20 protein-coding genes are annotated in these 19112 nt (G+C 70.0%); 1 reads left to right on the top strand and 19 read right to left on the bottom strand.

The features are described from left to right. Window positions 1-7: 7 nt before the first annotated feature. From KXD96_RS15540 to KXD96_RS15510, 7 genes are all read right to left on the bottom strand, one after another. Entirely contained in the window at window positions 8-787 is a 780-nt protein-coding gene (locus KXD96_RS15540; RefSeq protein ID WP_260737005.1) for an SDR family NAD(P)-dependent oxidoreductase, read from the bottom strand. Between the two features lie 209 nt (window positions 788-996). After that, window positions 997-2397, bottom strand: a complete 1401-nt coding sequence (gene der / locus KXD96_RS15535) for a ribosome biogenesis GTPase Der (RefSeq protein ID WP_260737004.1) — start codon at window positions 2395-2397, stop codon at window positions 997-999. Continuing rightward, the gene (gene cmk / locus KXD96_RS15530) at window positions 2394-3080 is read right to left on the bottom strand and encodes a (d)CMP kinase (protein ID WP_260737001.1); all 687 of its coding nucleotides are present in this window, start codon (window positions 3078-3080) and stop codon (window positions 2394-2396) included. The genes der and cmk overlap by 4 nt, the downstream gene beginning before the upstream one ends. 176 nt (window positions 3081-3256) lie before the next feature. Further along, window positions 3257-4000 carry a pseudouridine synthase gene (locus KXD96_RS15525; protein WP_260736999.1) on the bottom strand — a complete coding sequence of 248 codons (744 nt, stop codon included), beginning with the start codon at window positions 3998-4000 and terminating at the stop codon, window positions 3257-3259. Then, window positions 4000-4695 (bottom strand): SMC-Scp complex subunit ScpB, encoded by a 696-nt coding sequence (gene scpB, locus KXD96_RS15520; RefSeq protein ID WP_260736998.1) that lies wholly within the window; start codon window positions 4693-4695, stop codon window positions 4000-4002. Before scpB ends, KXD96_RS15525 begins: the two co-directional genes overlap by 1 nt. Continuing rightward, window positions 4696-5511 (bottom strand): segregation/condensation protein A, encoded by an 816-nt coding sequence (locus tag KXD96_RS15515; protein WP_260736997.1) that lies wholly within the window; start codon window positions 5509-5511, stop codon window positions 4696-4698. It abuts the gene before it with no gap. Continuing rightward, window positions 5508-6371, bottom strand: coding sequence for a ParA family protein (locus KXD96_RS15510; RefSeq protein WP_260736996.1), 864 nt, complete (start codon window positions 6369-6371; stop codon window positions 5508-5510). The genes KXD96_RS15515 and KXD96_RS15510 overlap by 4 nt, the downstream gene beginning before the upstream one ends. 321 nt (window positions 6372-6692) lie before the next feature. Here KXD96_RS15510 and KXD96_RS15505 point away from each other — a divergent pair, with 321 nt between their 5' ends. Next, a complete protein-coding gene (locus KXD96_RS15505; protein WP_260736993.1) occupies window positions 6693-7445 on the top strand; it encodes an O-methyltransferase in 753 nt (250 codons plus the stop codon). 10 nt (window positions 7446-7455) lie between these two features. Here the strand turns inward: KXD96_RS15505 and KXD96_RS15500 are convergent, their stop codons facing one another. From KXD96_RS15500 to KXD96_RS15445, 12 genes are all read right to left on the bottom strand, one after another. Then, a complete protein-coding gene (locus tag KXD96_RS15500; RefSeq protein ID WP_260736991.1) occupies window positions 7456-7794 on the bottom strand; it encodes a hypothetical protein in 339 nt (112 codons plus the stop codon). A gap of 40 nt (window positions 7795-7834) precedes the next feature. Continuing rightward, window positions 7835-8776: a site-specific tyrosine recombinase XerD gene (gene xerD, locus KXD96_RS15495; RefSeq protein ID WP_260736990.1), complete on the bottom strand. Its 942-nt coding sequence runs from the start codon at window positions 8774-8776 to the stop codon at window positions 7835-7837. Then, window positions 8773-9396 carry an NUDIX hydrolase gene (locus KXD96_RS15490; RefSeq protein WP_260736989.1) on the bottom strand — a complete coding sequence of 208 codons (624 nt, stop codon included), beginning with the start codon at window positions 9394-9396 and terminating at the stop codon, window positions 8773-8775. Before KXD96_RS15490 ends, xerD begins: the two co-directional genes overlap by 4 nt. Then, window positions 9389-11143 carry a CTP synthase gene (locus KXD96_RS15485; protein ID WP_260736987.1) on the bottom strand — a complete coding sequence of 585 codons (1755 nt, stop codon included), beginning with the start codon at window positions 11141-11143 and terminating at the stop codon, window positions 9389-9391. The genes KXD96_RS15490 and KXD96_RS15485 overlap by 8 nt, the downstream gene beginning before the upstream one ends. 122 nt (window positions 11144-11265) lie before the next feature. Continuing rightward, entirely contained in the window at window positions 11266-12210 is a 945-nt protein-coding gene (locus KXD96_RS15480; RefSeq protein WP_260736986.1) for a copper transporter, read from the bottom strand. A gap of 7 nt (window positions 12211-12217) precedes the next feature. After that, on the bottom strand, window positions 12218-13399 hold the full coding sequence (steA, locus tag KXD96_RS15475; RefSeq protein ID WP_260736985.1) for a putative cytokinetic ring protein SteA: 1182 nt from the start codon (window positions 13397-13399) through the stop codon (window positions 12218-12220). Between the two features lie 198 nt (window positions 13400-13597). Further along, window positions 13598-15355 carry a DNA repair protein RecN gene (gene recN / locus KXD96_RS15470; RefSeq protein WP_260736984.1) on the bottom strand — a complete coding sequence of 586 codons (1758 nt, stop codon included), beginning with the start codon at window positions 15353-15355 and terminating at the stop codon, window positions 13598-13600. A 6-nt stretch (window positions 15356-15361) separates the two neighbouring features. Next, entirely contained in the window at window positions 15362-16285 is a 924-nt protein-coding gene (locus tag KXD96_RS15465; RefSeq protein WP_260736982.1) for an NAD kinase, read from the bottom strand. Beyond that, complete coding sequence (locus KXD96_RS15460; protein WP_260736981.1) at window positions 16282-17091, bottom strand: TlyA family RNA methyltransferase; 810 nt, start codon at window positions 17089-17091, stop codon at window positions 16282-16284. Before KXD96_RS15460 ends, KXD96_RS15465 begins: the two co-directional genes overlap by 4 nt. 8 nt (window positions 17092-17099) lie before the next feature. Then, complete coding sequence (locus tag KXD96_RS15455; protein ID WP_260736978.1) at window positions 17100-17285, bottom strand: hypothetical protein; 186 nt, start codon at window positions 17283-17285, stop codon at window positions 17100-17102. Between the two features lie 23 nt (window positions 17286-17308). Further along, a complete protein-coding gene (locus KXD96_RS15450) occupies window positions 17309-18316 on the bottom strand; it encodes an HAD-IIA family hydrolase (protein ID WP_260736974.1) in 1008 nt (335 codons plus the stop codon). Beyond that, complete coding sequence (locus tag KXD96_RS15445; RefSeq protein ID WP_260736973.1) at window positions 18313-19101, bottom strand: tetratricopeptide repeat protein; 789 nt, start codon at window positions 19099-19101, stop codon at window positions 18313-18315. Before KXD96_RS15445 ends, KXD96_RS15450 begins: the two co-directional genes overlap by 4 nt. Between the last annotated feature and the right edge of the window lie 11 nt (window positions 19102-19112).

The raw sequence follows: 19112 nt of genomic DNA, 5'->3' as shown, positions 1-19112 counted from the left end.
GTTCCTTTCAGCATGCCGTGTATCCCCCGTCCAGGTACATCACCTGGCCGGTGTAGAAACTCGACGCGTCGCTCAGCAAGTAGATCAGCGCGCCGACGAAGTCTTCCGGTTCGGCGAAGCGGCGCAACGGGATTCGCGCGAACATCGCCTCGCGGGTGGCGCGGCCCTGCTCATCGTCGGCGTACATCCACTCCGTGAGCTCCGAGCGGAAAACCGTCGGCGCCAGCGCATTCACCCGGATGCCGGCCGCACCCCACTCGGCCGCCAGGCTCTTGACGAGCAGGTCGGTGGCGCCCTTCGACGGGCAGTAGGCGCTGTAGCCGGCGGGGTGGCCGAGCGAGCCCCGGACCGACGAGACCAGCACGACGCTGCCGCCTGTCCCCTGTTCGAGCAGGACCCGCCCGGCCGCTTGGCAGACCAGCCAGGCGCCCCGCGCGTTGGCGTCCATCACCTTGTCGAAGTCCTCGACGGCCATCTCGGTGATCAGCGCGACGTGGTTCATGCCCGAGGCGACCAGGACGCCGTCGAGCCGGCCGTGTCGGGCGACCGCCGCCTCCACCATGGCCCGGGCGTCGGCAGGAGTGTCGGGGCGGCGGGCGACCACCGCGGCATTCTCGATGCCGAGCTCGTCCAGGCCCGCGGCGTTGCCGCCGGCCAAGGTCAGCTGCGCCCCGGCCCCGGCCAGCGCCCGGGCCGCGACGCTGCCCAGCGCACCGGTCGCGCCGGTGATCAGGATCGACTTGCCTTCGACGCTGAAGCGGGCGGCGGTGGGTGCTTCCTGGGCCATGTTCACGATGCCTCCAATCCCGCATTACGGGCTAACAAACCCGTTATGCAAGAACCGTAAGGACCAACCGCGAGCAAAGTCAACGCAATTTTCCTGTGATATAGCTTTCAGATTCCGCATCGCGGGAGAACGGGAAACTTGATATCGCCGGTGCTATCACGTTCGAAAGTCGCCGATTGGTTCGGGACAGCCACACGAAGAGCCAAAGCTCAGCGCCGCTTGGCTCCCCGCTTTTCCCGCACCCGCACGTTGATGCGGATCGGGCTGCCCTCGAAGCCGAAGGCCTCCCGCAGTCGGCGCTCGAGAAAGCGCCGGTAGCCGGCCTCCAAGAAACCGGTAGTGAACAGCACGAACGTCGGCGGGCGGGCCGTCGCCTGGGTGGCGAACAGGATGCGCGGCTGCTTGCCCCCGCGCACCGGCGGCGGCGTCGCGGCCACCACCTCCTTGAGCCACGTATTCAGTGGCCCGGTCGGGATGCGCATATCCCACGATGCGAGCGCCGTCTCCATCGCGGGCACCAGCTTCTGCACCGCGCGGCCCGTCTTGGCGGAGATGTTGACCCGTTGCGCCCACCGCAGCTGCACCAGCTCGCGGTCGATCTCGCGCTCCAGCACCTCGCGCCGGTCCTCGTCCACCAGGTCCCACTTATTGAACGCCAGCACCAGCGCCCGCCCGGCCTCGGTCACCATCGACAGCACGCGCTGATCCTGTTCGGTCAACGGCTGCGACGCGTCGATCAGCACGACCACCACCTCGGCCGCGTCGATGGCCGCGTGGGTGCGCACGGACGCGTAGAACTCGTGCCCGCTGGCCTGGCCGACCTTGCGGCGCAGGCCCGCAGTGTCGACGAATCGCCAGACCTTGCCGCCCAATTCGATCAACGAGTCAACCGGGTCCACGGTCGTCCCGGCGACATCGTGCACCACCGAGCGCTCGTCGCCCGCCAGCTTGTTCAGCAGCGAGCTCTTCCCCACGTTCGGTTTGCCGACCAGCGCCACCCGCCGCGGGCCGCCGGGCGCGGGTACCGCTTCGGACACCTCCGGCAGCGCGGCCAGCACCTCGTCGAGCAGGTCGGCGACGCCGCGACCGTGTATCGCGCTGACGGCGTGCGGCTCACCGAGCCCGAGCGACCACAACGCCGCCGCGTCGGCTTCGCCCTTCTCGCTGTCAACCTTGTTGGCGGCCAGGAAGACTGGCTTGCCCGAGCGCAACAAGATCCGGGCGGCCGCCTCGTCGGCCGCGGTGGCGCCGACCGTGGCGTCGACCACCAGGATCACCGCGTCGGCGGTGCGCATGGCCACCGAGGCCTGTTCGGCGACCAGCTGCTGCAGGCCCTTGGCGTCGGGCTCCCACCCCCCGGTGTCCTGCACGACGAATCGCCGGCCGGTCCACAGCGCGTCGTACGACACCCGGTCGCGGGTCACGCCGGGAACGTCCTGCACCACCGCCTCGCGCCGGCCCAGGATTCGGTTCACCAGGGTCGACTTGCCGACGTTGGGCCGCCCGACCACCGCCACGACGGGGGCGGGGCCCGCCTCGGCCAGCTCTTCGACCTCGGATTCGACCGATTCCCAATCGCTTTCGTCGCTCCAGGTACCGTCCTGGCTCATCGCACCGCCCCGCTTCGCTGCCGGACCAGCTCCAGCAGGTGGTCGATCACCTGCGCCTCGGTCATCTCGCTGGTGTCGACAACCACGGCGTCGGACGCGGCGCGCAGCGGCGACACCGCGCGGGTGGAATCCAGATGATCGCGGCGGCGGACGTCGGCCAGCGCCGCGTCGTAATCGTCGGCCCGCCCGGCCGCGACGTTCTGGTCGTTGCGCCGCCGCGCGCGGGTTTCGGCCGACGCGGTCAGGAAGACTTTCACCGGCGCGTCCGGCAGGACCACGGTTCCGATGTCGCGACCCTCGACCACGATGCTGCCCGGCCCGCCCGCCATTTCACGTTGCATGGCCACCAGGCGGGTCCGTACCGCAGGAACCGACGACACCGCCGACACCGCGCCGGTGACCCGGTCACCGCGGATCTCAGCCGAAACATCCTCTCCGGCAAGAAAAAAGCGATCTCCGTCGGGGTGGTACTCCACCGACATCTGCACCGTCCCCGCGATATGCCCTACCGCCTCGGCGTCGGCCGGATCAATGCCGGCGCGCAGCACCGCGAGGGTCACCATCCGGTACATTCCACCGGTGTCCAGGTAGCGCGCCCGCAATGCCCGCGCCAATTGCTTTGACACCGAAGACTTTCCGGTACCGGCCGGCCCGTCGATCGCGACCACGACGCCTCCGCTCACCGCCCGATGGTTCGCTTCACTCCCGTCACTCACTGGGTTCGTTCCGCTCGTTCCGCTCACCGCCCGATGGTGCGCTTCACTCCCGTCACTCACTGGGTTCGTTCCGCTCGTTCCGCTCACCGCCCGATGGTGCGCTTCACTCCCGTCACTCACTGGGTTCGTTCCGCTCGTTCCGCTCACAGCCCGACCGCCTTGTACAGCTGGCCGATCTCCGCATGGTTCAAGGCGCGGATGCTGCCCGGCCGCTGCTTGCCCAGCGACACGGGTCCGATGTCGGTGCGGACCAAGGCTTCCACCGGGAAGCCGGCGGCGCCCAGCAGCCGGCGCACGATGCGATTGCGCCCCTCGTGCAGCACCACCCGCACCAGCGTCCTGCCCGGAATGGCGTCCACCACGGCGAAATCATCGACGCGCGCCGGGCCGTCGTCCAATTCGATTCCCGCCTTGAGTTTCTTGCCCAGTCCGCGCGGCACCGTCCCCGTCACCGTCGCCAGGTATGTCTTAGGCACCTCGTGGGAGGGATGCATCAGCCGGTGCGCCAGCTCGCCGTCGTTGGTCAGCAGGATGAGCCCCTCGGTGTCGGCGTCCAACCGCCCGACGTGAAAGAGGTTCTTGTTGCCGCGCACCCGCCGCTCCACCAGGTCGCCGATGCACGGCCGGCCCCGATCGTCCGACATGGTCGAGTGCATGCCCCGCGGCTTGTTCAGCGCCAGATAGACCAGCGACTCGTCGAGGACCACCCGTGCCCCGTCGACCCGGATCACCGACGCGTCCGGATCCACCCGGGTGCCCAGCTCCGTCACCACCCGCCCGTCGACCTCGACACGGCCGTCGATGATCAACTTCTCGGCGGCCCGCCGCGACGCAATTCCGGCCTGGGACAACACCTTTTGCAGGCGGATCCCCTCGGTGTCGACCATCAATCCTGGTCCACGTCGAACGTCAGCGCTTGGTCGGGCGCCTGACCGCCCGCGAGCTTGATGAAACGCGGCTCGCTGTCCAGGGATTCGCTCAAATCCTCAATCGTGTCGACGTCGGGGAGCAGCGGGGCGATGTCGGGAAGGTCGGCGAGCGAGGTCAGGCCCAACCGTTCCAGGAACAGGTCGGTGGTGGCGAACGTCGTCGCGCCGGTGTCGTCGTCGACCCCGGCCTCGGTGATCAGGCCGCGCGCCAACAGCGTGCGCATCACGGCGTCCACGTTGACGCCGCGCACGGCGCTGACCCGCGCCCGGGTCACCGGCTGGCGGTAGGCCACCACGGCCAGCGTCTCCAACGCGGCCCGGGTCAGCTTGGACCGCGCGCCGTCCAGCAGCAGCTTCTCCACGTACGGCGCGAACCGGGCGCGGGTGTACATGCGCCAGCCCTCGCTGGTCTGGCGCAGGTCGATGCCGCTGTCGCGTTCGGTGAGCTCCTCGGCCATCTGCTGCAGCCGGGCGGTGACCCGGTAGACGGGTTGCTGGGTGGCCGCGCCCAGCGCCTCGGCGGTGACCGGTGTGTCGACGACGAGCAGCAGCGCCTCCAGCACGGAGCCGAGTTCCTCGGCGTCCATGGGCGCCGCCTCGGCGATGTCCGGGATGCCCGCGTCGAGATCGACGTCCGGCATATCTTCAGTCACTTATTCGTCCCGCACTTCTACCAAGGCTTCGCTGGCCGGACGTTCCCCGGTCCATGAAATCTGGAGCACGCCGAGCGGCTCCGACTGGTCGAATGCTACCGCCCGGCTCCGGTACAGCTCGAGCAGCGCCAGGAAGCGCCCGACGACCTCCATCGGCGCCTCGCAGTCGGCGACCAGCTCGGAAAACGTCGCCCATTGACCGCTGCCGCGCGACTCCAGGATCTCCAGCAACTTCTTGGCCTGCTCGGGAATCGAGACCGCCACCTCGTGCAGGTGTCCGATGGACACCGTCGGCACGGGGCGCGGGCTGAACGCGATCGCGGCGATCTGGGCGAAGCGTTCGGCGTCGACGCCCAGCATCACCTCCGGCAGCAGTTCGGTGAACCGGTCCTCCAGCGACACCGCGCGCGGGTAGCTGCGCAGCGCGGTGGCCTCCAGCTCGGCGAACATCTCCGCGACGTGCTTGAACGCGCGGTACTGCAGCAACCGGGCGAACAGCAGGTCGCGCACCTCCAGCAGCGCCAGGTCCTCCTCGTCGTCGACCTGCCCGGCGGGCAGCAGCCGGGCGGCCTTGAGGTCGAGCAGGGTCGCGGCGACCACGAGGAACGCGGTCGTCTCCTCCAGGTCCAGCCGGGGGCCGATCTCGCGGGTGTAGGCGATGAAGTCGTCGGTCACCTGGTGCAGCGCCACCTCTGTGACGTCCAGGCGGTGGGCGAAGATCAGCTGCAGCAGCAGATCGAACGGCCCCTCGAAATTGGTCAGGCGGACTTGAAAACCGTTCTTGGGTGGCGCCTCACCGTTCGCGCTGGCCGTCACGCGCCGAATCGGTCGATGAACTCGCGGGCCAGGGCGCGGTAGGCAATGGCGCCCGTGGAGCGCGGGGCCCACGTGGTGATCGGTTCGCCGGCCACGCTGGTCTCCGGGAATCGGACGGTCCGGGTGATGACGGTGTCGAACACCAGGTCGCCGAACCGCTCCACCACCCGCGCCATCACCTCGCGCGAGTTCACGGTGCGCGGGTCGTATCGGGTGAGCAGGATGCCGCTGATCTCCAGCTTCGGGTTGAGCCGGTCGCGCACCTTGTCGACGGTGTCGGTCAGCAGCGCCAGACCGCGCAACGAGAAGAACTCGCACTCGGTGGGGATCACCACGCCGTCCGAGCAGGCCAGCCCGTTCACGGTGAGCAGCCCGAGTGACGGCTGGCAGTCGATCAGGACGTAGTCGTAGCGGTCCAGCACCGGGTGCAACGCGCGGCCGAGGGTCTGTTCGCGCCCCACCTCGTTGACCAGCTGGATCTCGGCGGCGGACAGGTCGATGTTGCTGGGCACCAGGTCCATGTGCTTGACCCGGGTCTGCAGCAGCACGTCGTCGATCGACACCCGCGGCTCGACCAGCACGTTGTGGATGGTCTTGTCCAGCTCGTAGTGCGGGACACCGAGGCCCGCGGACAGCGCGCCCTGGGGATCCATGTCCACCAGCAGCACCCGTCGGCCGTATTCGGCGAGCGCGGCGCCCAGGTTGATGGTCGACGTGGTCTTCCCGACGCCACCCTTCTGGTTGCACATCGCCACGACCTTGGCCGGGCCGTGCGAGGTGCGCGGCTGCGGCTCCGGGATCGACCGCGGCGGCCGCCCGGTCAGCCCGAGCTCGACGGCGCTGTCCGGCTGCTCGGTCATGGCGGGGGTGTTCGGAAGGTGAACATCGACCGAAAGTCTAACGGCTTCGCGCGCGGAAACCGGGCGACCCGCAGGCAATTTACCAGCCAATTTCACCTGATTTGCGCTGGTAGCGGGCGGGGCGGCGCTAATCGTTAACAGCAGTCACACCAGCCCCACCGGAAGGTGCTCGGGTGGATTTCAAACTTGATATCGCGGACGATATCGCGGCGGCGGCGCCGAGCCGAGATTGCCGTGAGGGTCGCGATTCCGGTGCCGTGACGACCTTGGCGGCAATCTCGGCGCCCGGTGCCCGCCGGCGGGCCGCACTACTGTGTCGGCATGGACCTCAAGCGACGGATCCCCCTGCTGCGATGGTCGGTCTGGCGGATGGCGGCGGGGCTGCACAACATCAGCACGACGGGTCAGATCGGCGACGGCCGCGAAGCCGCCGCGGTGGACTACGTGCTACGGAACGCCAGGGCCGGTGACGTCGACGACGTGCTGGCCACCATCGACGAATTCGCCTACGAGAAGTCGCTGCTGATCAACGTCGGCGAAGAGAAGGGGCGCCTGCTCGACGCCGCGGTGCGCCGTGCCGATCCGGCGGTGGCGCTGGAGTTGGGCACCTACGTGGGATACAGCGCGTTGCGCATCGCCAGGGCCGCCCCCCGCGCCAAGGTGTTTTCCGTCGAACTCGCCGAGGCCAACGCCGTCAACGCCCGCCGGATCTGGGCCCACGCCGGCGTCGCCGACCGGATGACGTGCGTCGTCGGCACCATCGGTGACGGCGGACGCACTTTGGACGCGCTGGCCGACGAGCACGGGTTTACCTCCGGCGGCCTCGACTTCGCGTTCCTGGACCACGACAAGGCCGCCTACCTGGACGACCTGCAAAGCATCATGGCCCGCGGCTGGCTGCGCCCGGGCGCGATCGTGGTCGCCGACAACGTCCGGGTGCCGGGCGCGCCGAAGTACCGCGAATACATGCGCCGCCAGCAGGGCAAGGAATGGAACACCGTCGAGCACAAGGCGCACCTGGAATACCAGTCGCTGGTCTACGACCTGGTGCTGGAGTCCGAGTACTCGGGCTAGGTCAGCGGCCTCACGGACACATGAACGCGATAGGTGGACATTGCCTGGGCGTGATGGCTTCCGGCGGCGGGTCGTCGCCGTCCCAGACCGGCGCGATCTTGCCGTTGTAAGAGGTGACGACGTTGCCCATCCCGTAGTTGGTGAAGTAGAAGGTGTGGCAGACGTTCCAGTCCCACACCACGTCGCCCGGGCCGGTGGGCGGGTCGTGCCGCTGTCCTGGGCACCAGCGGTGCGGACCGAAACTGTTGTCCGCGTGAGCGGTTGCCGCGGCGAACCCCAATCCGGCGATCGCCATGCCCCCCGAGAGCAGCGCGCCGCCAATCTTCTTCTTCACCGAGTGGTGTGCCATGGCGACGATCGTGTCGCCCTTGCTTTGCTACCGATCTCAATTACTGCGCGCGCGGGTGGGCGCCGGCCCACACCTCGCGCAGCGCGCGCACGGTGACCATCGTGTAGATCTGCGTCGTCGTCACCGAGGCGTGTCCCAGCAACTCCTGCACCACCCGGACGTCGGCGCCGCCCTCCAGCAGGTGGGTGGCGAAGGAATGCCGCAGCATGTGCGGCGAGACGCCCGAGGTGATTCCGGCCCGCTCGGCGGCGTCCTGCAGCACCTGCCAGGCGCTCTGCCGCGACAGCCGGCCGCCGCGCGCATTGAGGAAGATGGCCGGTGTCCCGCGGCCGCGGCGGGCCAGGTCCGGGCGGCCGCGCACCAGGTAGGCGTCCAGCGCCTGCACGGCGGGTCGCCCGATCGGCACCAGCCGCTGCTTGCCGCCCTTGCCGCGCAGCAGCACCGACCTGGCCCGGGTGTCGATGTCGTCGACGTCGAGGCCGACGGCCTCGGAGATGCGCGCCCCGGTGGAGTACAGCAGCTCCAGCAGCGCCCGGTTGCGCAGGGTGAGCGGGCCGTCGGACGCGCTTTCGCCGCCCGCGCCCTCCAGCAGCGCCAGCACCTGGTCGATGGTCAGGCTCTTGGGGAGCCGCCGGCCGGGGGTCGGCGGGCGGACCGCGCGCGCCACGTCCAGCTCGGCGAGCCCTTCGGCGGCGGCGAACCGGTGCAGGCCGCGCACCGCGATCAGGGCCCGCGCCGCCGACACCGCCGACAGCGCCGTGGTGCCCGAGTCGGGGTCGCCGCGGCGCAGCGCCACCAGGAACTCGCTCACGTCGTCCTCGCCCACCTTGGCCAGGTCGTGAATTCCGCGGTCCGACAAGTGCTTCGTGTAGCGGCGCAGGTCGCGGCGATACGAGCTGAGGGTGTTCGCCGCGACGCCCCGCTCGATCGTGAGGTGGTCGAGGTAGCCCTGCAGTTGGGTGTCCAGGGCCGCCGTCGTCATCGCGCGCCCTTCCGCGCGGCGAACGCGGTGGGCTTGTCGGGCCACGGGCTGTCCACCGGTCGCGGTTCAGCGACCCCTTCGGTTACCGCGTGGGCGGCCAAAACCCCGGCAATGGCAATGGAATTCACGATCTCGCCACCGAACACCATGCGGACCGCCTCGGCGATGGGGAACCAGCGCATCGTCATGTCGGCTTCCTCGTGATGCGCCTCCGGCCGCGCCACTTCGGTCAGCTCGGTGGCCAGGTACACCCGCACCGATTCGTCGCTGAAGCCGGGTGCGGAATTCAGGTCGACCAGGACCCGCCACGTGCCGGCCTGCAGGCCGACCTCCTCTTGAAGCTCGCGGACCGCCGTCTGCTCCGGCGGCTCGCCCAGCAGGTCGAGCAGCCCGGCGGGAAGCTCCCACAACCGCCGGCCGAACGCGTGACGGTATTGGTAGACCATCGCGATGTGGTCGTCCTCGTTCAACGCCACGATGGCGACGGCCCCGTAGTGCTCGACGACTTCACGAATGGCGGTGGTACCGCCCGGCATTCGGACCCGGTCGCTGCGCAGCGCGAAAATCTTGCCCGTGTACAGCGTTTCGGATGACGCCGTCTCGAAATTGTGCTCAGCCACGGGTCGCGGGCTCAGGGAGCGACGGGCTGACGCCGTCCCGCTGCTGCTGGTTGCCGTTGGAGCCATGCTCGGGAATCTCCACCGGCAGCAGCTCGCCCGACTGGTAGTCGAGCGCGGCGCCGACGAACGCGACGAACAACGGATGCGGTCGGGTGGGCCGGCTCTTCAGTTCCGGGTGGGCCTGCGTCCCGACGATGAACGGGTGCACCTCCGGCGGGTATTCGACGAACTCCACCAGGTGCCCGTCGGGCGAGGTGCCGGAGAACCGCAGGCCGCTCTCGGCGATCTTGTCGCGGTAGGCGTTGTTGACCTCGTAGCGGTGCCGGTGCCGTTCCGACACCTGTGTGGTGCCGTAGGCTCGGGCCACGATCGAATCCGGCTGCAGCACGGCGGGATACGCGCCCAGCCGCATGGTCCCGCCCAGATCCGCCTGGCCCGCCACGATGTCGACCTGGTCGGCCATCGTGGAGATGACGGGATCCGGTGTGTCGGGGTCGAATTCGGCCGAGTTGGCTTCGGTGAGCCCCGCCGAGCGCGCGGCCTCGATCACGATGCATTGCAGGCCCAGGCACAGGCCCAGCACCGGCAGCCCCCGCGACCGCGCGTATCGAATGGCGCCGATCTTGCCCTCGATGCCGCGGATGCCAAACCCACCCGGGATCAGCACACCGTGCACGTCGCCGAGGGCCGCCGCCGCGCCCGCCGCGGTCTCGCAGTCGTCGGAGGCCACCCATTGCATCTCCACCTTGGCGTGGTGCTTGAAGCCGCCGGCGCGCAGCGCCTCGGTGACCGACAGGTAGGCGTCGGAAAGCTCGACATACTTGCCCACCAAGGCAATTCGCACGATCTCGTGCGGCTCGTGCACCCTGCGCAACAGGTCGTCCCACTCGGTCCAGTCGACGTCGCGGAACGGCAGGTTGAGCCGGCGCACCACATACGCGTCGAGTTCCTCGCGGTGCAGCCGCTTCGGGATGTCATAGATCGACGGCGCATCCGGGGTGGAGATGACGCCGTCGATGTCGACGTCACACATCAGCGCGATCTTGTTCTTCAGCGCTTCGGGGACGTCGCGGTCGCAGCGCAGGATCAGCGCGTCCGGGGTGATACCGATGCTGCGCAGCGCGGCCACCGAGTGCTGGGTGGGCTTCGTCTTGAGTTCACCGGACGGCGCCAGGTAGGGCACCAGCGAGACGTGCAGGAAGAAGACGTTCTCCCGGCCCAGGTCGTGGCGGACCTGGCGCGCCGCCTCCAGGAACGGCTGCGACTCGATATCGCCGACGGTCCCGCCGATTTCGGTGATGACCACGTCCGGGCGGTTGCCCTGGGCGTCCGGCTGGGCCATCGCCAGGATCCGGCTTTTGATCTCGTCGGTGATGTGCGGGATCACCTGAACGGTGTCGCCGAGGTATTCGCCGCGCCGTTCCTTGGCGATGACCGTCGAATAGACTTGCCCCGTCGTGACATTCGCCGAGCCGGACAGGTCGCGGTCCAGAAATCGCTCGTAGTGACCGACATCGAGGTCGGTCTCGGCGCCGTCCTCCGTGACGAACACCTCGCCGTGCTGGAACGGGTTCATCGTGCCCGGGTCCACGTTGAGGTACGGGTCGAGCTTTTGCATCGTCACGTACAACCCGCGGGCCGTCAGCAACTGACCGAGGCTGCTGGCGGTAAGACCCTTACCCAACGAGGAAGCGACGCCCCCGCTGACGAAGAGGTGCTTGGTGGCGGTTTGCGGGTGCTTTCGCACAGGCGACCTCCGTGAAGACGGGCAGGGCGTCGAATTTTGCTAGCGAATAACTAGTTGGGCCTGCCGACCCACGGAAATCCACCCTAACATCCACGACCGACGTGTCGTGGCGAACACGCCCGCTACTGGGGCACCGTGATCGACGTGGCGCCGTGACCGCTGCCGTACTGACCGGCGTGGCCGCCGTTGATCAGGTCGTGCAGGCCCAGCACCGCGGTGATGCGGCCGGGCGCGGTGTCGACGTCGTCGACGGTGCTGACCGCCGAGTTCATCCCGGCGTCGGCGCGGGTCACGGCGACGGCCGCGCCCCCGGTCGCCGAACCGTCGCGCCCGGCGAGCAGCGTGCCCGAGCCGTGCGGCGCCATCGCGGCGGCGAACCGGGCGACGCTGACGCCCTGGTTACCGGCGTCCTGGGGCAGGCCGCCGCCGGTGACGATCAATGCGGCATTCGCCGCGCCCATGTGCTCGGCGGGCTGATAGGTGATGAAACCGGTCTCGCGCAGCGCTGCCAAGACGGTGTCCCGCTGGGGTTCGTCGACGGGCGGAACCGCGGGATTGGCGTTGATCAGCAAGGCGATACCCATCAGGTCGCCCGCCTGCGAACCCTGGTCGACGAGCTTGGTGCTCAGCTGCTGACCGGCCGGCAGGATTGACGAGTTCACCACGGTCTGCAGCTTCTCCGCGGAATTGGCCTCGACGAATTCGCTGGTCAACGACACCGTTCCGGTCACCGTGCCGCCGGCCTGGCCGATGAACTTCGACACCGCGGCGACGTCGTCGTCTTTCGCGTCCGGGGTGCGGAACACCACGACCGCCTTGCCGCCGAGCGTGTCGTGCACGATCCGGCCGACCAGTTGAGTGTCGAAATTGTTTGCGGCGCTGAGCTTTTCGTTCAGCGCGTTCTTTTGGTCGTTGAGCCCGTCGATCTGGGCGTGCAGGTCCCGCTTCTCGGCGCGCAGGCTGGACAGCAGGGTGTCGGACAAGAAACCGGAACCGAGCACGACGCCCACCGCGAGCGCCAAGAAGACGGCGGCCAGCGACAGCGCGTGTTGGCGAAGCGAGATCATGGCCGCCCTAGCTCACCAGGTGCTGAACCCAGAGGGAGAAGTGGTTCCAGTAGTCGTTGAGCCAGTGCAGCACCACGCCGTCGGTGCGTGACACCCACAGGGCGACGATCACGGCGATCAGCATCGTCAACGCCAGCAGCGCGATGGCGCCCGCCGAGATGTGGTTGCGGTACAGGGTGGCCACGGCCTTGGCGTCCACCACCTTCTCCCCCACCCGAAGCCGGGTCAAAAAGGTCGAGGGATTGCTGTGCGCGCGCGTGCGGTCGAAGAACGTCTCGATGTTGGCGGTGTGCCCGGCGGTCACCAGCAGCGCGGCACCGTGATGATCGGCCAGCAGCAGGGCCAGGTCGACCGCCGAGCCCGCGGCCGGGAAGGTCATCGCCCCGACACCGAGATCCTGGATGCGTTCCAGGCCGGGTGCGTGGCCGTCGGCGTCGGCGGGCAGGACGACCTGGGCGCCGCACTTGAGGGCGTCGGTGCTGATCTGGTCCGGGTCGCCGACGATGATCTGGGGCCGATAGCCCGCCTTGCGCAAGATGTCCGCGCCGCTGTCCACACCGATGAGGACGGGCTGGTACTCCTTGATGAATGGCTTGAGGGACTTCAGGTCGTCCTCGGCGCCGGGCTCGTCGGCGACGATCACCACGTGCCGGCGGCGCAGGTCGACGTCGATGTCGGGGATCCCGATGCCGTCGATCAACAGCGGGCTTTCGCTCTTGATGAACTCGATCGTGTTGCCGGCGAAGGCCTCCAGGTGAGCGGACAGGCCGCTCTTGGCCTCGCGCATCAGGTCGGCGATGTCGTGGTCGGTGCGCTCGGTGCCGCGGACCAGCCTGCGGTCACCGGAGTACACCCCGCCCTCGTAAAGGCGAATCTTGGCGCCGTCCTTGACCTTCTTGAAGATGTCGGGTCCGGTCTCGTCGATCAGCGTGACACCGTTGTTGACCAGCACCTCCGGGCCCATGTTGGGATAGCGGCCCGAGACCGACGGCGAGGCGTTGACGACCGCGGCGATGTCGGCCTCCACCAGGGCGTCCGCCGTGATGCGGTCCAGATCCAGGACGTCGAGCACCACGATGTCGCCGGGGCAGACCCTGCGCAGCAATCGGTCGATGTTCCGGTCCACCCGGGCGGTGCCGACGAGGCCCGGCCGGGTGGTGTTACGGGTAAGCAGGCCTGACATCTTCATGGGGGCGATTCTGTCGGTGATGCGCGGATGAGGCGTGGAGGCGCGCCGTAACATCTGCCTCAGAAGTTGACTAGCGTCCCATTAGTCACAAATTGGTGAATGGTCGGCAGCGATCCGGCCGCGCGAGGGTCCGCAAATGTACGGGTATTGCGGCGTGTCGCCGTACAGACACGGTCGCTCGCGGGGGGCGAGGCGGCGCTAGATCTCGTCCTTCTGGGCCGCGTCGAGCAGTTCGCGCGCGTGCGCGCGGCCGCTGTCGGACTCGCCGAGCCCGGCCAGCATCCGCGCCAGTTCGGCCACCCGCTCGTCGCCGGTGACCCGCCGCACCACGCTGGTCCCCTTCGGCCCGGCGCTGTGCACCACCAGGTGCACGTCGGCGTACGCCGCGACCTGGGGCAGATGCGTGACCACGATGACCTGATGGGTGCGGGCCAGCCGCGCCAAGCGCCGCCCGATCTGCACCGCGGCCCGGCCGCCGACCCCGGCGTCGACCTCGTCGAACACCATCGTGGTGCCCGCCGCCGAGGCGGCCAGCACCACCTCCAATGCGAGCATCACCCGGGACAGCTCGCCGCCGGAGGCGCTCTTCGCCAGCGGCAGCTGGTCCATCCCGCGGTGCGCGGCGAAACCGAACTCGACCTGATCGACACCGTCGACGCCGGCCCGGGCCAGCTCGCCCGACGGGAGCGCGAGCGCGGCGGGGTCGTCCTTGTCGGCGGTGACATCGTTGCTGACGTCGATGGTGAACTGGGCGTCGGCCATCGCCAGCCCGGACAGCTCGGCGGTGACCTCCTTGGCGAGCCGCTTGGCGGCCTTCCGCCGGATGCCGCTGAGATCGACTGCGGCCTGGGCCAATTCGCGCGCGAGCTCGTCGACCCGGGCCGCCAGCGCCGTCAGGCCTTCCTCGGAGACGTCGAGTTGGGCCAGCCGCTGCCGCGACTCCCGGGCCCACCGCAGCACGCCGTCGACGTCGGCGGCGTACTTGCGGGTCAACGTGCGCAGTTCGGCCTGCCGAGCCAGCTTGGCTTCCAGCGCGCTGGCATCGACCGGCAGCTCGTCGAGGAAGGCGCTGAGTTCCCCGGCCGCGTCGGCAACCACCGTGAGCGCCTCGCCGACCTGCCCGGCCAGCGCGCGTAGCTTCGCGTCATCGGTCGACTCCAACGCGGCCCGGGCCCGCCCGAGGCTGTCGGCGGCGCTGTGTCCGGAGGCCTCGGGGTCGTCGGGCGCGCCGGAGAGCGCCGCGTGCGCGGTGAGGGCGGCCTCGCGCAGCGTGTCGAGTTCGGAGAGCCGCACGATGTCGGCCACCAGCGCGTCGTCCTCGCCCGGCTGCGGATCGACGACGTCAATCTCGTTGAGCGCGAAGCTCAGTCGGTCGGACTCCAGGGCGAGTTCGCGCATGCGGTTGCGGCGGTCGGCGAGGTCGTTACGCGCGGTGAGCCAGGCATCGCGCAGTTTGCGGTAGCGCTCGAGCGCGGGTCCGGCCTTCGCGAACCGGTCCAGCGCGCCGCGTTGCTCCTCGGGCCGCATCAGCCGCAGCTGGTCGTTCTGCCCGTGCAGGGTGAGCAGCTCGGCGGTGAAGTCGCCCAGCGACTTGGCGGGCACGCTGCGACCGCCCAGGTACGCCCGGGACGGCCCGTCGCGGCTGACCGAGCGCAGCGCGATCACGCTGCCGTCCTCGTCGCGCTCCGCGCCCGACGCGTCCAGCATCTCGTCGAGCTGCGCCACCACAGCATCCTCGAGATCGGTTGTGGTGAAACGGCCTTCGACGACGGCGCGGTCGGCGCCCGACCGAACCCTGGTGGCGTCGGCGCGGGCGCCGCCGAGCAGATGCAGCCCCGTCACCACCATGGTCTTGCCGGTGCCGGTCTCGCCGGTGAGCACCGTCAGCCCACGATCGAACTCCCCGACCGCCGCGCTGATGGCGCCAAGCGACTCGATCCGTATTTCGGTGAGCACCCGCCGTTACTTCCCGCGCCAACCCGTCACCGGCAACCGGAACTTGCGCACCAACCGGTCGGTGAACGGCGCGCTGTCCAGCCGCGCCCATTTCACCGGTGTGTCGCAACGTTTCACCTCGATCCGGCTGCCGGCCGGGATCAGCATTTCGCGCCGGCCGTCGCAGAACACCAGGGCGTCGTGGCCGTCCGCCTCGATCTCGATGGCGATGGTGGCGTCGGGGCTGGTGACCATCGGCCGGCCGAACAGCGCGTGAGCGTTGTTGGGCACCACCAGGATTGCCTCGAGGTCGGGCCACAACACCGGGCCGCCGGCGGAGAACGCGTAGGCGGTGGACCCGGTGGGCGTCGACACCAGCACCCCGTCACATCCGAACGCCGATACCGGGCGGCCGTCGATCTCGATGACCACCCCCAGCACGCCCAGCCGCGGGCCCTTCTCCAGGCTGACTTCGTTGAGCGCCCAACCGTGTTCGATCTCGCGACCGGCCGCGCGCACGACCACGTCCAGCGTCAGGCGGTCCTCCACCCGGTAATCCTTGGCGACCACGTGGTCCAGCACCCGGTCGATGTGCTCTGCCTCGGCCTCGGCCAGGAAACCGATCCGGCCCAGGTTGACGCCCAGGACCGGGATCCCGGCGTTGCGGGCCAGTTCGGCCGCGCGCAGGAACGTGCCGTCCCCCCCGAGCACCAGCACCAGTTCGCAGCCCTCGGCGGCGTGCGGATCGGCGTCCACCACCTGGATTTCCACACCCATCGCGCGCATGTCGTCGGGGGCCACCCGCAGCGAGCCGCGGTCGACCGCCTCGGCGGACAGGACGCGAAGAGCAATGTCGTTGTCGCCCAAGACTTTCTGGACCCGGGCCGCCGTCTCGGTGGCTTCTTCGCGACCGGTGTGGACGACCATCAGGATGGTGCGGTGCCCGGTCACGCCGGCCCCTCTCTCACCGCGCGTTGCACCGCTGCCACCAAGTCGTCATTCGCCAATCCCCGATCAGTCTGGGCGCGCAGCCACAGGAAGTATTCGACATTGCCCGACGGGCCAGGCAACGGGCTGGCGGTGACGCCGACGGTGTGCCACCCCAGCTCGCCGGCGCGCTTCGCCACGGCCAGCACCGCATCGGCGCGCAGGCCGGGGTCGTGCACGACTCCGCCGGCGCCGACCTGGCCCCTGCCCACCTCGAACTGCGGCTTCACCATGGGAACGATATCCGCAGTGGGGGAAGCACATCCAGCCAGCGCGGGCAACACGGTGGCGAGCGAAATGAACGACAGGTCGGCCACGATCAGGTCGACCGGCCCACCGATCAGCTCGAGGGACAAATCGCGGGCGTTGGTTCGCTCGACGACGACGACCCGCGGGTCGCAGCGCAGGGACCACGCCAGCTGGCCGTACCCGACGTCCACGGCGACCACCTCCGCGGCCCCTCGTTCCAGCAGGACCTCGGTGAACCCGCCCGTCGACGCGCCGGCGTCCAGGCAGCGGCGGCCCGCCACCGGGATGCCGAAGGTGTCCAGGGCGCCGATGAGCTTGTGCGCGCCGCGCGACACCCAGGCCCGCTCGCCGTCGTCGGCGACGGTCAGGGCGGCGGTGACGGCGACGGCGGTGCCGGGCTTGCGGGCCGGCAGCCCGTCGATGCTGACCCGTCCGGCGCCGATCAGCTCCGCGGCCTGCTGACGCGATCGCGCGAGGCCGCGCCGAACCAGCTCGGCGTCGACGCGGGCGCGGCGGGACATGCGGGCACTCAGCCCTTCTCCGCCGACTCCAGCGCGGCCAGCAGCACGTCGTGCGCGTCGGACAGGCGGCGCGCTATTTCCTGGAGCTCCGTGAGCGACGGCTGGTTGTCGGGGCTGTCCGGCGCACCGGGCTCGGGCAGCCGGGCCAGCAGGGCGTCGATTTCGGCGCGAATCTGTTCAGGATCGGTAGTCATTGCGCTCTTACGGTAGTCACCTGTCAGTCGCCGCGCACCAACGACCAGCGCCGCAGCGCGGCGCGGGCGCGGTCGTCGCCGGCCTCGATACTGATCGGGCGCCCGTCGAACCGGGCATCCCATACCGCCCTGGCGACCGCCCGCACGATCGAGAGCCCGTCGCCGTCGTCGGGCCCGGCGCCGCTGACGGTCACACGGTCGCTGACCTCGACGCGCCAGCCCGGCTGGGGCCCGATCGCGAGCTGCTCGCCCTCGGCGTGCAGCGCGCGCAAGTCGTGGCCGATATAGGTGGGCCGGTGCGCCGGTTCGGCGTACACCGCGTCTCGCGCGGAGTTGACGCCGGTGAGCACCATCAGGCTGGGCAGCTTGGCGGCGTTGGCGCCCTCGATGTCGGTGTCCAGCCGGTCGCCCACCACCAGGGGCGCGCGGAAATCGCCCCTGGCGGCCGCGTCCGTGAGCAGCCCGGGCGCGGGTTTGCCCGCGACCTGGGGCTCGGCGCCGGTGGCGGCGCGCAGCGCGGCGACCATGGACCCGTTCCCCGGCAACAGGCCCCGCTCGGTCGGCAGCGTCGGGTCGACGTTGGCCGCCACCCACAGCGCGCCGGACCGGATGGCCAGGGCGGCCTCGGCGAGGTCCGGCCAGCCGATGGTCATCGACAGGCCCTGGACGACGGCGACCGGGCCGTCGTCGAAGCGGCGCACCGGGCGCAGCCCGACGGCCGCGACCTCGTCGGCCAGTGCGTCGGTGCCCACGATCAGCACCGGTGCCCCCGGCGGCAGCTGACCGGCCAGCAGCCGGGCCGCGCTCTGGGCGCTGGTGGCGACGTCGTCGGCGGTGGCGCTGAAGCCCAGTTCGGTCAGGTGCGCCGCGACCTCGGCGGCGCTGCGCGACGCGTTGTTGGTGACGAAGAACGCGCGGCTTCGTACCTCGGCCAGCGCCTGCACCGCACCTTCGGTGGGCCGGCGGCCGCGAAACAGCGTTCCATCCAGGTCGAGCAGCAGGCAATCATATTGGCGCGCAACGCTTGTCATCCGGAGCCCAGCTCGCTGACCCGGTCTTCGGCGTCGGTGACGCCTTCGACATCGGCGGCCGCCGAGCGCAGGAACCATTGCAGCGCTTCGTCGTTGCGGCCGAGCGCCAGCAGCGTGTCGGCGTAGGCGTAGAACAACCGCGCCGCCGTCGAGCCCTGCCGGCTCGGGTCCAGTTGCGGCGTGGACAACACCGTCAGCGCCTGCTCCAGCTGCCCGAGATCGGCGCGGGCGCCGGCGGCGACGATGCGCAGTTCGTCGGCGTCGTCACCGGTGAGCTGGGCGGCCTCCGGTCCGCGCGCGAGTTCGATCGCCCGTTCCGGGCGGCCAAGTCCGCGTTCGCAATCGGCGAGCAGGGCGAGCAGGTTGGACTTGCTGCCCATCCTGCGGGCGGCGCGTAATTCGGCCAGTGCCTGGGCCCAGTCGCCGCAGCGGTAGGCGGCGATTCCGACCGCCTCGCGAATCGCGGCGATCCGGCTGGACCGGGCCCGCGCCGCGCGGGCGTGACTCAGCGCGGCCTCGGGGTCCTCGTCGAGCAGCTCACCGGCGGCGACCAGGTGGCGCGCCACCGCGTCGGCCGTGGCGCGGTCCAGGGTGCTCAGCTCGCCGCGGATCTCGGGCGCCAGCTGGCGGGCCTCCACGCCCGGCGGTATCGGCGGCCCGGCGTCCGGCGCGCGGTGGCCGTCACCGGCGGGCGGCTGCGGCTGAGCTGGCCGCGCGCGGCCCGGCCCGGACCAGCCGCCGGACGAAAGCGGGCGACCCCGCTGCCGCTGCCTGTCGTCGACCACGCAGCCGAGAA

Origin of the sequence: Mycobacterium sp. SMC-2 (genome assembly GCF_025263485.1) — a bacterium.
Lineage (GTDB): Bacteria > Actinomycetota > Actinomycetes > Mycobacteriales > Mycobacteriaceae > Mycobacterium.
This window is presented reverse-complemented; position numbering and strand designations above follow the sequence as displayed.